The organism is Dethiosulfatarculus sandiegensis, from assembly GCF_000931935.2.
Lineage (GTDB): Bacteria > Desulfobacterota > Desulfarculia > Desulfarculales > Desulfarculaceae > Dethiosulfatarculus > Dethiosulfatarculus sandiegensis.
Map to the genome: position 1 here is coordinate 74,411 of NZ_AZAC01000023.1, position 15,126 is coordinate 89,536.

The 15,126-nt window shown below is 48.9% G+C and carries 8 protein-coding genes; 4 read left to right on the forward strand and 4 right to left on the reverse strand.

Annotated features, from left to right (window positions below):
• Positions 1-12 precede the first annotated feature (12 nt).
• The 4 genes from X474_RS15450 to X474_RS15470 form a co-directional block, all read right to left on the reverse strand.
• Positions 13-915 carry a transporter substrate-binding domain-containing protein gene (locus X474_RS15450; RefSeq protein WP_044350153.1) on the reverse strand — a complete coding sequence of 301 codons (903 nt, stop codon included), beginning with the start codon at positions 913-915 and terminating at the stop codon, positions 13-15.
• Between the two features lie 490 nt (positions 916-1,405).
• Entirely contained in the window at positions 1,406-2,788 is a 1,383-nt protein-coding gene (locus X474_RS15455; protein WP_044350154.1) for a sigma-54-dependent transcriptional regulator, read from the reverse strand.
• A 42-nt stretch (positions 2,789-2,830) separates the two neighbouring features.
• On the reverse strand, positions 2,831-4,510 hold the full coding sequence (locus X474_RS15460; protein WP_044350155.1) for an ATP-binding protein: 1,680 nt from the start codon (positions 4,508-4,510) through the stop codon (positions 2,831-2,833).
• A 551-nt stretch (positions 4,511-5,061) separates the two neighbouring features.
• Complete coding sequence (locus tag X474_RS15470) at positions 5,062-5,463, reverse strand: carboxymuconolactone decarboxylase family protein (protein WP_156360790.1); 402 nt, start codon at positions 5,461-5,463, stop codon at positions 5,062-5,064.
• 618 nt (positions 5,464-6,081) lie between these two features.
• On the opposite strand from X474_RS15470, the gene X474_RS15475 reads away from it, so the two are divergent.
• The 4 genes from X474_RS15475 (at position 6,082) to X474_RS15490 (ending at position 15,125) form a co-directional block, all read left to right on the forward strand.
• Complete coding sequence (locus X474_RS15475; RefSeq protein ID WP_197282140.1) at positions 6,082-6,933, forward strand: HDOD domain-containing protein; 852 nt, start codon at positions 6,082-6,084, stop codon at positions 6,931-6,933.
• 148 nt (positions 6,934-7,081) lie between these two features.
• The gene (locus X474_RS15480) at positions 7,082-9,838 is read left to right on the forward strand and encodes a bifunctional diguanylate cyclase/phosphodiesterase (RefSeq protein ID WP_052515272.1); all 2,757 of its coding nucleotides are present in this window, start codon (positions 7,082-7,084) and stop codon (positions 9,836-9,838) included.
• A gap of 413 nt (positions 9,839-10,251) precedes the next feature.
• On the forward strand, positions 10,252-13,212 hold the full coding sequence (locus X474_RS15485) for a PAS domain-containing hybrid sensor histidine kinase/response regulator (RefSeq protein WP_052515273.1): 2,961 nt from the start codon (positions 10,252-10,254) through the stop codon (positions 13,210-13,212).
• Between the two features lie 209 nt (positions 13,213-13,421).
• Entirely contained in the window at positions 13,422-15,125 is a 1,704-nt protein-coding gene (locus X474_RS15490; RefSeq protein ID WP_044350157.1) for an aldehyde ferredoxin oxidoreductase family protein, read from the forward strand.
• Position 15,126 lies beyond the last annotated feature (1 nt).

Genomic DNA, 15,126 nt, shown 5'->3' on the forward strand with positions numbered 1-15,126 from the left:
AGCAAATCGGCTTTACTTCTGTTTCTTCCACCAGTTTTCGCCCATGGGGTAGACGATCATCTGCAGGTAATCCTTGTACGCCGGAGACATCTTAATGGGGACCACACCCTTGGGGCCCATCCACTTTTCATAGATCTTGTAGAATTCTCCGGTTTTGATTGTCCACAAAATGGTGTTGTTTATGAAATCCCTGAAATCGGAGTTACCCTCGCGCACAATATAGGCATAGGGTTCATAGGCAATGGCAAAATCAGTGGTCATCCATTTATCCGGATTCTGATCTTTCATGCGAAGCCCTTCCAACAGGCTGCGGTCTGTGGAATAGGCGTCTATCTTGCCGCTTTTAAGCGCCAACATTCCCTGGGGGTGGGTCTCTGTAATAACAATCGCCTCGGGCTTGAATTTGCCTGCCTCGGCCAACTGCTGCACCGCCTTTAAGTTGGTGGTGGCCCTGGCCGCACCGACCCTCTTGCCGTTTAGGTCAGTGAGCTTTTTAATGCCGGAATCCTTGGCTACCAAAAAAGTTGTCTCGGAAAAGAAAAAGATCAGGCTGAAATCCGCCACAGCTTCCCTTTTGGCTGTGTAGGTGGTTGAGCCCATTTCGCAATCAACCGTGCCGTTGACCACCAAGGGGATGCGGGTCTTGGGGGTGATGGTGTAGGGAACGATCTCTATTTCCTTGCCAAAACGTTTAGAGAGATACTTGGCCACCATATGGGCCATATCCACGGAAAACCCCACATGCTTGCCTACTTTGGGGTCCATAAAGGCAAAGGGGATGGAGCCCTCCCTGAACCCCACTTTGAGTTTGCCCGATTTTTCAATGCGGTCCATGGTGGCGTCGGCCAGAGCCGGGCTGGAGAACAAACTCAAGCCCAAAATCAGGGCCAATAAAAGAGTCAGGCTCTTTTTCATCTGTATCCTCCCTTGTAGCTTTTAAAGAAACACTTTGAAATTAGAACAAAAAACTAAGCTATGATCTAAAACCTCCCATTTAAGAATTTGTATAAAAATCGCCAAGGCCTTTACAAAACAGGGCTTACCCCTTTAGAGGCCGCTCCGATTCAGGACTAACTCCTGATAAATTAAGCAAATTGTTCTGCAAGGCTGTTTGCGGGCAGTTGTTGCCACACCAGGTAAAAAAAGCTGATCCCAAAACCGGGTTAAGTGCCTGGGTGTCTTTTAAACAACAGGTTTGAAGATCTGTGACCGCAACAGTTGTGCCAAGACCCCTTTACACAAACCTCAGGCAGGACACAAAACTGTTAACCTTTAAATATCAGGAGATTATTAAAAGACAGTGAAAAGCTGCAACCCGGAAGAGCTTCTGTTTTACATGTGCGTAAACCGCACTTCTTGTGCGCTTGCCGCACTAACTGAACAGGTTTTACAAAGCCTTTTAAGTTCAGGAGCGATCATGGTTATCTGCAAACAGACGTTTCATTTTACGGGCCAGGGCAAACCGGCTGATTCCCAACAACCGGGCCGCTTCTGATTTGACTCCTCCCGACTTATTCAGGGCTTCCAAGATCAATTGCCTTTCCAGTTCAGAGAGTGTTTCATCAAGATCACCCCCCCGAGCCAGGGAATCGTTCAGATCCGGCGTCTGTCGCGGGGTGATCTTTTGTATGGAGGTGGGCAGATCGGCAAGGGTGATAGTTTCGGAACACAGGATCACCAGGCGTTCCACCAGATTTTTAAGCTCCCGGATATTTCCGGGCCACCTGTAATCCAAAAATGCCTGGCTCGCCTTTTTATCCAGCCTGGCCAGTGGCTTATGAAATTTTTTTGAAAAATGAGTTAAATAATGATCCGTAAGCAGCAGGATGTCTTTTCCCCTCTTTCTAAGGGGAGGAACGGTCAAAGGCACCACATTCAGGCGGTAATAAAGATCCGGGCGAAAACGATTATGCATCAAGGCCTGATCCAGATCCCGATTGGTGGCGCTTATTATCATCACATCCACCTTTATCTGAGATCCGCCTCCTATGCGACGGAAGCTTCTGGTCTCTAAAAAACGCAACAGCTTGGCCTGAAGGGTAAGGGGCATTTCAGCCACCTCATCCAAAAAAAGCGTGCCCTGGTCAGCCAGCTCGACCAGGCCTGTCTTACGCTGTCTGGCATCGGTAAAGGCGCCTTTTTCGTATCCAAAAAGCTCGCTCTCCAACAAATTGTCAGGCAGGGAGGCGCAGTTTATCTCTATAAACTGTTTGGAGGCCCGGGCGCTCATATTATGAATTGCCTTGGCCAAAAGGTCCTTTCCGGTGCCGCTTTCGCCTTTAAGCAAAATGGTTGTATTCTGCACCTGGGAAAGCTTTCCGACCGTGTTTAAGAGCTCTTTCACCAGGTTGCTTTGGCCGATAAAGTCCCTAAGGCTGGCAGACTGGTAATCCCGTTGCCGCCTGTGCTCCACTTCCCGCACCAACCTGCTCTGCTTAAGGGCCTTTTTCAGGACCAGCCCTATCTCCTCCAGATCAAAAGGCTTACTGATATAATCAAAAGCCCCGCCTTTTAAGGCGCTTATTGCCGATTCCATATTCCCGTGGGCGGTAATGATTATCACCTGGGTCTTGGGGGTGGACTCTTTTACTTTTTTCAAGAGTTCCAACCCATCGGCATCCGGCAGTCTCAAATCCAAAAGCACTGCGTCCGGTTCGTTTCTTTTGAAATAAGCTGAAAAATCATGGGCCGTGCCAAACAAATGCACAGCATAACCCTGGTCGGAAAGTTCCATTCCCAGAGAGTTAAGCAAGGTTGTTTCATCATCCAAAACAGCTATTTCAGGCATGGCGCCCTTCCCTTAAGACCTTTGGTTGCATTCAACCGGTTCTCAACGTCTCTGTTCGGAAAACACAAGCCTGAAGGTGGTTCCCCGATTTTTTTCACTGTTCACCTGCACTCTTACATGGTTTTGTTTAAGCAGGGAATAGACAATGGAAAGCCCCAGGCCGGTGCCTTGGGGGGAAAGGGTGAAAAACGGGTCAAAAATACGATCCAATTTTTCCTGGTCTATGCCGTAACCGTTATCTGATATCAAAAGAACCACTTGATCACGCGGATTGAGCCAGCTGACCAGCTTGATCTCTCCTTTGCGAGGCAAAACAGCGCTCAACGCGTTTAAAAGCAGGTTCACCATAACCTGGATCATTTGGTCCTTATCAACAAACACCAAATGGTTATCCACCTTTGAGTTACAGACAACCCCCTTTTCCAGCATTCGCACTCCCACCAGACTCACCGACCTGTCCACGATCTCTTTTAAGCTGAACATGGCTGCCTCTGAAGGCCGGGGACCGGCAAACTCCAAGAGACCACTCATGATCCTATCCAGGCGATCCACCTCCCGGTTGATGGCCAGAGCCAGTGCAGCCAGCCGCCGGTCCTGTATTTTTCTGGCCAACACCTGGGAACTTGTCTTTATCCCGGCCAGGGGATTTTTCACCTCATGGGCAAATCCGGCAGACAAGAGCCCTAAGGAAGCCAGTTTGGCCGCCTCGATCAGCTCGGTCTGGCGCTCCTGCAAGGTGGCGGCCATGCAGTTAAACTCCCTGGCCAGCCTTCTCATCTCCGGCCCGGAAGTAATTTCTATCCTGTGTTCAAAATCACCGGTGGCAAACTTTTGGGCCCCGTTTATCAGGGTCTTCACCGGCCTGGTGATCCTTCTGCTGAAAAACAGGGAAGCCGCAAAGGTAAGCAGGGCCACAAACAGGCAAAAGGCGAAGGTCAACCAAGCCAATCGATTTACATCGCTAAACAAATGCATTTCCGGTATGCGAATCATGATCCGCCAGTTTAGCAAGGGCAAAGTAGCCTCATACTCGCGAACCTTTTGTCCCGCTTCATCTTTCACTTCGATCCTGGGTTCTGCGAACACCCTGGTTCCGTTTTGGGTAATGATAAACTTTTGAATCCCGATTCCCAAATCCAATTCCTTGATAAAACGGGTGAAATCACTTAAAAGCACTGTGGCTGCCACCATGCCCACCTCACGGGAGGGATCCCGAAAGTCATAGACTTTGCGTAATAAAACCACTTGTTTATTTTTTTGATTAGCGTTTACCAGATGGTAGTAGTCATGCTGAAAAGCCTGTTCAAGCCGACTCCTGTCAAGACCCCATCCCTCCAATGAGCTATTGCCCGCAGGCGTCTCCGCTACTATTGAAAAATCCCGATTATAAAGGGCGATGTGGCTGAAATTGCCAGTATTTATTCGGAATATTTCCAATTTTTCCCGTATTCCGTCCTGGGTTCTTGCCCTGGGGAACTCTAAAAACCGGAGCTGTACATAGGGGAAATGGGTGAGGATATCAAGGTCTTTAAAGAGGTTGTAACAAAAGGAATCAGTCTGCCAGCCAATACGCTCAACCAGGGCGTTCACCTGCTTTTCATTTATACGGGAGACTGATGAGGAGTAGGAAGTAAAACTGAAAACGGCGACCATGGCCAAGGGTGCCAAACCAAAGACCAGGTAAAACCAAAAAATTCGCCATCTGAGGGACAAATTCAGCATTCAGCCTCTATTGCCAATGGTGGAAGACCGCTTACTTATGGTAATCTTGCCGCCCAAGCAAACTCCGGCCGGCAAACGCCCAGAACTGTCGCGCCCGCACCGGGGCTAGCTAAAATCCTCCCGCAAAAGACCTTGTCTGCGCTAAATTCAGCATTTTCCACCAAGATACCTTGATTCGGCCTCAAAAAGATAATTCAGGTAGAAAAAATAAGAATAACACTTTTTATTATTCCCAGACAAGTATATGAGTTAAATAATCCAGCACTTTCAGGTAATTAAGGCAGAAATTAAATCTAATTTCGCTGATTATGCAAAAGCGGTAAAACATCTTGGAACAGATGATTGCCCCCGCACCTGGTCCCAAAAAGCACACATGCAGGAAAAGATTTAATATCAGCAGGTTGGCAAACTTAAGTCTAAAGAACTTCAAGAGAAAAAATCCGGAGATGAATCTTCCGGCGCATAGCTTCACCGCCGGGCAGGTCACACTGAATTATTCATAACAACCAGCCGGACTCCGCAGGCACGCCTACAAAAAAACTAAAGACTGCTCAGGATATCAGGTCTTTTTCAGCCAGATATTGGGCAACCACCAGCGCCTGGCTCCAGGCCAATGTGCCGCCCATGCTCACCGCAACTGAACAAACTTCAAATATTTCCTCGACAGTCGCGCCCAGGCTGAGCGCCTTTTCAGTTTGTGAAATCATACAGTCCTTGCAACCGGACTGAACGGCAATGGCCAGAGATAAAAACCTTTTGGTCTTAAGGTTCAGAGCGCCGTCCTTATAGACCGCTTTTTTAACCTTTCCATAATAGGCATCTGTCAGCTCAGGCATCTGCTTTTTGGTCAGTTCAAAGAGCCGCCACATTTTTTCTTCGTATTGCAAGGCCGAATCACCCACTTTTAAAAACCCTTCTCCAAAGCCGCTTACAAACAAAAAGACTACGAACAAAGCAGCAAAACCTCTCCCCTACTTCCTGGTCTTGTATCTGGAAATCTTAAATTTTGGCAACCGAAGCCCCGTAAGCTCTTGACCCGGAAAAAACAGCACGGCGCACGGACTGCTTCCCGTGTTCCCCCTAAAATCTCATCTTATTAATGCATTTCAGATCAATACTTTTGTCTCAGTCAACTCCGGCGGCAAGTTAAAAACAACCATACTTTTGTCTGACGGCATTAAATTAATTTACAGAGCTGCTTTATAAATTAATCTTCATTCCAAGAAGTTAAGATAAAAGAGCTTTTCAACGCAGCGTAATATTAAAAGAACGCATCGTCAAACAAAAGGCGTGCCCTTTTATAAACTATTTTTCCATAACGACATAATATCAATAGAATAATAGTACAATATTCTTGCAGGGAATAATTGTTTCTGGCACAATGCTCGAAAAATACAAATAATTTGCTCAAGCATCGCGTTTATTAAGGTTGTGAGATGACAGGGTGACTTGCAAAACCACCTTGACCCAAAAGTTCGCTCCATGCCGCTTAAGCCTCGCCGGCCCCTGCATCTTGTGACCAACCCTAGAGGTTCGTGCATATCAAAACACCTGACATGGGGGCGTTTTTTTTGCGGAAGGACCTGACAAAACGCATCTATTCCATAAAAAGACTGGCGGCAATGCCCCATGTTCTGACCAGGCTTTTAAGCGCCCTGGCCACCCCTGACGTCTCCATCAATAAACTATCTGAAATAATTGAAAATGATCAGGCATTGACCGCAAAGGTGCTGAGCTTGGCCAATTCTGCGTTTTATGGTTTCAGCCAGGAAGTAACCACCATTAAAAGAGCCGCCACCTTGATAGGAATGCACGAGCTGGAGTTGCTGGCTTTAGGCGCAGGGTTTGGTGACTTTTTTAATATGAAAAAAACACCCGAGCGTTTTAATGGCCGGGCCCTTTGGCAACATTGCCTGGCTGTATCCTGGTTAAGCAAGGAACTGGCCACGGTCACCGGCAGTTTTTCACCTTCAGAAGTCATGGTGGCCGGCCTGCTTCACGATCTGGGCAAACTGGTTTTGATATGTCATCTCAAAGAAGAAATGGAAGAAGTGTTGGCCTTGACCGATCAAGGCGTCTCCCCCCATGAAGCGGAAAGAAGACTGGGCGTTGAACATACCAGGATCGGCGCTCTTTTGGCCAGGCGTTGGAATCTGCCGGCACTTTTACAGGAGGCCATTGCCAAACACCACAACCCCACTCCCAGCGATCCTTTTTACGCGAGCACCAGCTTGGTTTTTCTCGGCGACTATATGGCTCATAAATTGGGTTTCGGCCTCGCCGCACCGCCCAAAGGGGCGGAGCCGGATGGGCATTTTAAGGCGAATCAACTGAATCAGATAAACCTGAAGCCTTTGCTAAACAAGGCCAAGGAAAACGTGCCGGATCGCCTACAAATGGTGGGCATCATGGTAACTATCTAAATTTATTTTATTTATTATCTAGGCATTATATGGTCTCTCAGGCAAAAAAGCCCATAAATGCCAAAAACAAAAGGATACCTGGCCTGAAAACACCCGATTGTTGGCACCGGAAAAGTTAATAAAGTTCAGACTTCATCCAAGGGGTGTTATGACCGGCAAATCAACAATCAAAACAAATCCCGCTCTGAGCGCGAACCTGGCCCGGGAGAACCGAACCATACGAAACGCCCTGGCCCGCATGGGGGACAGGCTGGATTCGGCCATCACCCTTTTGTCCGCCATATCAAGCCTCACCCAGATCCCCGTACAAGCCAATGAAATGAACCAAGCTGCCGAGATGATAGTCACCGAGTTGGTCAGGAATCTGCCGGACGTAAACAACTGTTCCATTATGATTCATTGTTCTGCATCCAATCTGCTTGATGTAATGGCGGCCAAGGGCAGGGACGAAGTCTTTGGCCTGGAAAAAGGCTCCTATAACAAGGGTCTTTCCTTTACACCGGGTGAAGGGGTGGCGGGTAAAGTTTTCCTGGAAAACAAAGCGGTTTTTTGGGATCGTTCATCGCCCGAAAAAAGCCTTTTAAAACAAGATCCTAACAAAATGACCCCTGTATCATTGGCCTGTCTGCCGGTGACCACCCTGGGCCGCTGTATAGGTGTATTGAACATATCCTTTGCCGAGATGATTCCTTTTGACCTGCCGCGCAGAAGGGAACTTGAACTCTTAAGCCAGGTTGTGGGTAATCTTTTGGAAACCTGCACACTTAAGAAAGACCTGAATCTAAAGGCAAGCAACCTGTCCCAAAAAGTGGAAGAATGCGAAATTGAAATCAGGGAGCGTTTGCTGGCCGAGTCATCACTTCAGCAGACCGAGGCAATGTTGAGGCTGGTTTTGGATAACATACCTCAGCAAATCTCCTGGAAATCCCTTAAGCTAACCTACCTGGGGTGCAATAAAAGCTTTGCCGATGCGGCTGGCTTCGACTCTCCGGAAGAAGTAATCGGAAAAGCCGAAGACCGGATGGCCTGGGGCCTGGCCCAGGGCAGAGATAATCGGGCCAAGGATCTTGAGGTCCTTGACGGCACTTCAGCCAGGTCAGACACCCTGGAACCCCAACAGCAGGCAAATGGTAAAAACGCCTGGCTGAACAGCAGCCGAATACGCATTTTAAATGACCAGGAAGAACTCTTGGGCCTTCTGGTCAGTTCCGAAGATGTGACAGAGCAGCAAAAAGCCAAACTGAAAAACCGGCTGTGGAGCAAGATATCTGAAACGACCTTGGAAGGCATTGTCATTTTAGATGAAAAGGGTTGCATTCAAACAGTCAATCAGTCCTTTACCGAGCTTACCGGCTATAGCCAGCAAGAACTACTCACTGAACCTTTTGAATCTTTTGTAACCTTGGTCAACGGACCTCCGGATGTGGATAGCCTGGCCGGATTGGTCAAGCCCTGGATGGGGGAAATAAAGGGGCATAAAAAGGAGGGCGGATTTTTCCCGGCCCTGGCCGGACTAAACCCCATATCTAATGATGACGGTAAGATAATCCACTATGTAGCCATATTGCACGACCTGACCAAAATAAAACAAAGCGAAGAGCAAATAACCTATCAGGCTTTTCATGACCTGCTCACCGGCCTGCCCAATCGCCGCCTGTTCTCAGATCGCCTGCAGGTGGCCTTGAACCATGCCTCAAGGCATTCCTTAAGCTTGGCCATTTTGTCGGTGGATCTGGACAATTTTAAAGATATTAATGACGTTCTCGGACCGAACGGCGGAGACTATGTTCTTAGAACCACGGCAAATCGCCTACTCGGAACCATTCGCGAGGAAGACACCGCCGCCAGGTTGGGTAGCGATGAGTTTCTGGTTTTGTTGCATGGCCGCCATGGTTCTGATTACGCCATCCATACAGCAGAGAGAATCATCTCCAACCTGGGCTCTCCCCTTAAGTACAAAGACAAAAAAATTTACATAACCTGCTCCATCGGCGTAACCCTGCATCCCCATGACGGGACCCGGGCCGACACCCTGATAACCAACGCCCAACTTGCCATGCACAGGGCTAAAAAGCAGGGGCGCAGCAACTACCAGCTCTTTACCCAAAACATGAACTCAGAGGCAATGCGGCGAGTGCATCTGGACCACAGCCTGCGCCGCGCCCTGGAAAACCAGGAACTGGAGGTTTTTTATCAGCCCAAAGTAGACCTGCAAACAGGGCAGGTGTTTGCCCTGGAAGCCCTGATCCGTTGGCAGGAGCCCGGAGGAAAAATAATACCGCCGGATGAGTTCATTCCCCTGGCCGAAGAATCCGGGCTCATAATCCCACTGGGGGCCTGGATTTTGGAAGAGTCATGTAATCAAGCCAGACGGCTGAACCGGATATTCCAAACACCTTTGCGCATGTCTGTAAATCTTTCACCAAGGCAGTTCAAGCACCGCCAGCTCGCCCGACAGGTGGATGAAATCCTGGAAAGGACCAAACTCAGGCCGGATTTACTGGAACTGGAGATTACGGAAAGCGCCATGGCCAAAAATCCGGCCAAGGCTCTCAGAACTCTGCATGAACTAAGCGAACTGGATATTTATCTTTCCATGGATGATTTTGGCAAGGGCTACTCCTCGCTTTATAACCTCAAAACTTTTCCTATTAACTCGCTTAAGATAGACGGCTCATTTATAAGAGGCTTGCCAAATGACCTTCAGGATGCCGCCATTGTCAAAACCGTTATCACCTTAGGTGAAAGCATGGGTATTGAGGTTCTGGCGGAAGGGGTTGAGACCAGGGAGCAACACGATTTTTTAATCAAACAGGGCTGCCGCCAAGGTCAAGGATATCTCTACTCTCCCCCGGCTCCCGCCAAAAATCTGGACTATATCCTTTCCAGGCCCTTGATCAGCTAATCTCCCCTATTAAAAACCTCTCTTTTTTGGCTAACATCCTCTCTAGTAAAAAAACTACCCGGCGTGTGGCGGATCATCTTCAATTCATATTGAGATCGTTGATAAACACCCGGGAATTTAAAAACGCTTAATCTGTCAAACACAGGGAGATAAGGGAGGGGCTCTGGAAGTTTAACTTTTTGCTTGAAGTAAAAGCCAATTAGGGAAAAGCTGGCTTTTATCTTTAAAGCAAAAACTTGACACTAGTAATTATTTCTGGCATGACATCGTAAAGAATTTTGCTGTCACTAAAACAGTTTTTAATCAGGGTTTTTTAAATTCATTTTTATTTCCGGTTGCGGACATATTAAATCAGGACAAACACAGCACTTGTCCTTTTCTCCAGCTCATTGCGACCTAGACTGCCAGGATGCATGTCATACAGCCCGGAGACTGTAAATCCTCATCCCGAGAGGCTCTGGTTTTTTTTGGTGAAAAACCGGCAAAAAACCATTGTCTGGGTTCTTTTGTCCGGCTTTATCCTCTCAATTCTTCTTTTTCTGATTGGTCTTTATATTGACAACCAAAACATCCAAAAGGCCTTTGAGCACAGGTCTCGACAAGCCCTCCTGCGTATTGAAAAAAGGTTCGTAAGCAACCTTAACATTCTTACTATATTAGGGAATAGGCAAGACCGCACGAGACTGGACCGCTTTGCCTTTCAGGCAAACGCGGCTGTCTTGGCCCAACTTAGGCCCGAAATACTCTTGCAGGCCTGGATGCCGGGAGTTGAACCGGAGAACATCCAGGGCTTTTTGGAGACGGCCAGACTTATAACCCAACAAGACTACAAAATCAAAACCGGCTCCTCCACTTCCTCCTTCCCCAAATACTACCCCATATTGCATGGTTATCCCCAGGTCAAGGCCCAAGCCCTGTTAGGCGCCTGCCCGCTTACCTATGAAGATCCGTTGCCCCCTCCCGGCCCTGAATTTGAAAAAACTTTACAGATCCTACTTCCCTGCCGAACTGAATTGGGAACAGTGAGCAATCCCGATTCTCTTATTTTGGCATTCATGGATTTTGAAAAGCTTTTGCGGGCCGCTGTCAATCCAAACCTTGCCAGGGGGCTCAATTTCTCCATATCCCTGACAAATCGTCTTCCCGGAACTTCTCAGAACACCTTGGCAAGTTCTTCCCCTTCCAGCCGCCATAAAAGCGACTGGCTCTGCACCTTGGAAAAAAACGGCCCCGCAGGCCGAGTCACGTTCACTTGCCAATCCTCCCCAACCCTATATGCCTGGATGAATTCCTATATTCACTGGAACCTTTTTTTTGTCGGAATTATTTTAAGTTTGACCTTGGCCCTGGTGATTCACTTTCTACCTTTGCCTCCAGGGGTCAAGAGCCGTCAGACGCTTAACAAAGAAATAATCGCCAGAAAAAAAATCGAAGCCGCTCTGAAAAACTCAACAGAAAGGCTTAACCTGGCCCTACGCACTTTTGAAGAGGGAATCTGGGATCTTAACCTTGAAAAGGGACAGGCCTTTTTCAGTGATCATTTCTTCTCCATTCTGGGTTACACGGCCGAGGATTTCTTGAGCCAGCCGGAAAACCTGATCAATCTGGTTCATCCCATGGACCGGGATCTGGTGAAAAAGGCCTGGGACAGGCTCAGGAATCCTTTTGGTAAAGAAGAAGAAATTGAGATCAAGGTCAAGGAAAGAAAAGGCAATTGGACCTGGATTTGGCTAAAAGCCTCGGTGCAGGAAAGAAGTTCTACAGATAAAAGGCCGTTGCGCATAGTCGGCGCAGCAACCAAAATTGAAAAACGAAAATACGCCGAGCAGGCCCTTTTCGAAACAAACCTCATATTCAAACAGATGTACCAGTTCACGCCCATCGGCATGTTTTTTTTAGACCTTAAAAGCCAAATCATCTCCGCCAACCCTGCCGCCTGCTCCATGCTGAAGTATGAGGAAGAGGAGCTTATAAATACCTGTCTACCGGATTACCTGCACAGCCGGTCAGGCTTGGATATGGAATCGGATAAGGAAGATCTGCTTAAGGGTAAAGTAAGCAGTATAAAAAAGGAAGCTGTTTTCAGCACAAAATTGAAGACTAAGGTCTGGGTCGAAAGGACCGTCACCCTTATCCGGGATGAAGATAATAACCCGCATTATTTTGTGGTGGTTTTGACAGACATCACCCAGAAAAAGCAGGCAGAGGAAAAAAAGGTGCTTATGGACATCCATATGCGCCAAGTGCAGAAGATGGAGGCCATGGGCACTCTGGCCGGGGGGGTGGCTCATGACTTAAACAATATTCTCACCCCCATATTGATTCACACTGAAACCGCTTTAATTGAAGCGGGGGTTGAGCCTAAGTTAAAGTCCAGGCTGGAAGAGATCAGGGGCGCCTCCTTGCGGGCCAGGGACCTGGCAGCTCAGATACTCAACTTCAACCGGCCCAAGGACAAAAAGTTGGGGACCTTGCGCTTGAACATTCTGATAAAGGAGATCATGAAGCTCTTGCGTTCAGCCTTGCCTTCCAACATTGACATTGTACAGAACCTAACGGCCGCCAATTCCTCGGTCCAGGCCGACGCCACGGAAATGCATCAGATAGTAATGAACCTTTGCACCAATGCGGCCCATGCCATGTCACCCAAAGGCGGGGTGCTGAAAGTCACCCTTGAGGAGGCTCAAATACCCGCCAAAAGGTTCTCAGCGGATGATAAGAATCATCCCGGCCCCTATCTGCTCCTGAAGATAGCTGACACTGGAAAGGGGATTGACGAAGACATCAGGGAAAAAATATTTGAACCCTACTTCACCACCAAAAAGCCAGGCGAGGGCACCGGACTTGGCCTGGCAGTGGTAAAGGGAATTATTAAATCCTATAAAGGGATTATTGATCTTGAGTCGGAACCGGGCAAAGGCACCTGCTTCAACATCTACCTACCCATAGTAAAAGAAGAAGCCAAACAGACCTCAACCAAATGCCCGGTCCGGATAAACAGTCAAAAGGCGTTATTGAGTATTGTGGATGATGACCGCCCCTCCCTGATGGCCATGTCCAGCCTGCTCAGTGCAATGGGCTACCGAACAGAGATTTTCACCAATCCCGAGGAAGCTCTCTTCAGCCTGGCCAACAAACAAAAAAAACCGGATCTGATTCTCACCGACTATTCCATGCCCCACATGAATGGTGTAGAGTTAATCAGCAAAATTAGAAAGTTAAAGCCTGATCTGCCTGCCGTGATTATCACCGGTCAAAGAGACCAGGTCATAATCGATAAAGAACAAGGTAAAGATGTAAAAATCATGCAAAAGCCGGTGACTCGGCAGGAAATCACAAACATCCTGAACGAACTTCTAAGCTCAACTTCATAAGTTAAAAACACCCCACGCTTAAACCTGTTTTTTTGTCTCCCGACCCTTTTGTCCTCCCGGAATAACAACGGTCGACAATCCATGGGTAAGCCTCTGGAAAGCAGGCGTTTTTCCCCTTCCAGCCTCACCCGAAAAAAAACCTTATTTTGCATGACAAGAACAGGTCTGATGGTTGATTATTAGACTATATCGGTCAAGGAGGTCTTTTCATGAACATTTTATATTATGATCTTACTAATAAATCCGCCAAGTTGGAACAAGCTCCCTTGGCCATGCAATATTTGGGGGGCAGAGGCCTCACCTCTGCCCTGACCTGCGCCATGACTGACTCGGCTTGCCATGCCCTGGGCCCTCTCAACAACCTGATCTTTGCACCGGGCCTTTTAACCGGCACCAGCCTGGTTAATACGGGCAGGCTTTCAATTGGAGGCAAAAGCCCTCTTACAGGCGGCATAAAGGAAAGTAATGTGGGCGGAACCACGGCCCTGGCCCTGGCCAGGCTGGGGTTGGGGGCATTGGTCGTGCAGGGAAGCCTGGAGGGGCTTTGGGTGCTCCACCTGGACGAAGAAGCCAAGCCCACCCTGCATTCAGCCTCTGATCTGGCCGGGTTGATGACCTATGAGCTATGTGAAAAACTCTTTGAACGCTTTGGGCCGGATATCGGAATCTGCTGCATTGGCCCGGCCGGGGAACAGCAGATGGCCCTGGCCTCAGTCCAGTCCACGGACAAAGACGGACGCCCCTGCCGGGCTGCGGGGCGGGGGGGCCTCGGTGCGGTCATGGGATCCAAGGGCCTTAAAGCCATAGTCATATCCCGAGAAGGCAAACAAAAGCCCGTCTATCAAAACAAAGAGGCCTTTAACAGGGCTGCCAAGGAATTAGCCAAGGCGGTTAAGGAATCCCCTTTTTCCGGCAAGGTCTTGCCCGAGCTGGGCACCAGCGCCCTGATCGGCGCGGTGAACAGCCTGGGAGCTTTCCCCAGCTATAACGCCACCCAAGGTGTTTTCCCAGGCTGGGAAAAAATCAGCGGCGAGGCCCTTAAGGAGACCCTGGAGCAAAGAGGCGGCAACACCACTCACGCAGGCTGCACAGGCTGCATTATCCATTGCTCCAATGAATACCTGGATCAGGCGGGCAAATTTGTAACCTCTTCCCTTGAATATGAAACGATCTGGTCCACAGGCGGCATGTGCGGCATTGACGACTTAGACGCCATTGCGGCCATGGACCGGCTCTGCGATGAGATCGGTCTTGACACCATAGGCACAGGCGTGACCATGGCAATCGCCATGGATGCGGGCCAAGCCCAGTTTGGAGATGCAACAGCGGCAAGGGAAATGCTGATGCAGATCGCCAAAGGCGAAGGCCTGGGGCTTGTCCTGGGTCAGGGACCCACCGCAACCGGCCGCCACTTGGGGCATCACAGGATTCCGGCCTGTAAAAACCAGAGTATTGCAGCCTATGATCCCAGGGGAATTCAGGGTATGAGCGCGACCTATGGCTCCTGCCCCATGGGTGCGGATCACACGGCAGGCAACTTTATAGGCGACGCCCTGGCCGGTAAGGTTGACCCTCTTTCAACCAAGGGAGTTGCCGAGCTTTCCAGAGAAAAACAGACCCAGGTCATGGGCATTGACACCCTGGGCATCTGCCTGTTTGCCATGGGGGCCACCACCCCGGAACTTTTGGCCAGGCTTTACCAGGCCAAGGTGGGAGATGGTTCAGACTATGAGCGGTTGACCGGGCTTTGGCGGGAAATTATCAAACAGGAAATTATCTTTAACAGAAGGGCCGGATTGACCAGGCAAGATGACCGCCTGCCGGACTTCTTCTATAAAGAGCCGCTGCCTCCCCACAACAAGACCGTGGAATTGACAAACCAGGAGTTGGATTCCATCTGGGGTATTGATTGAT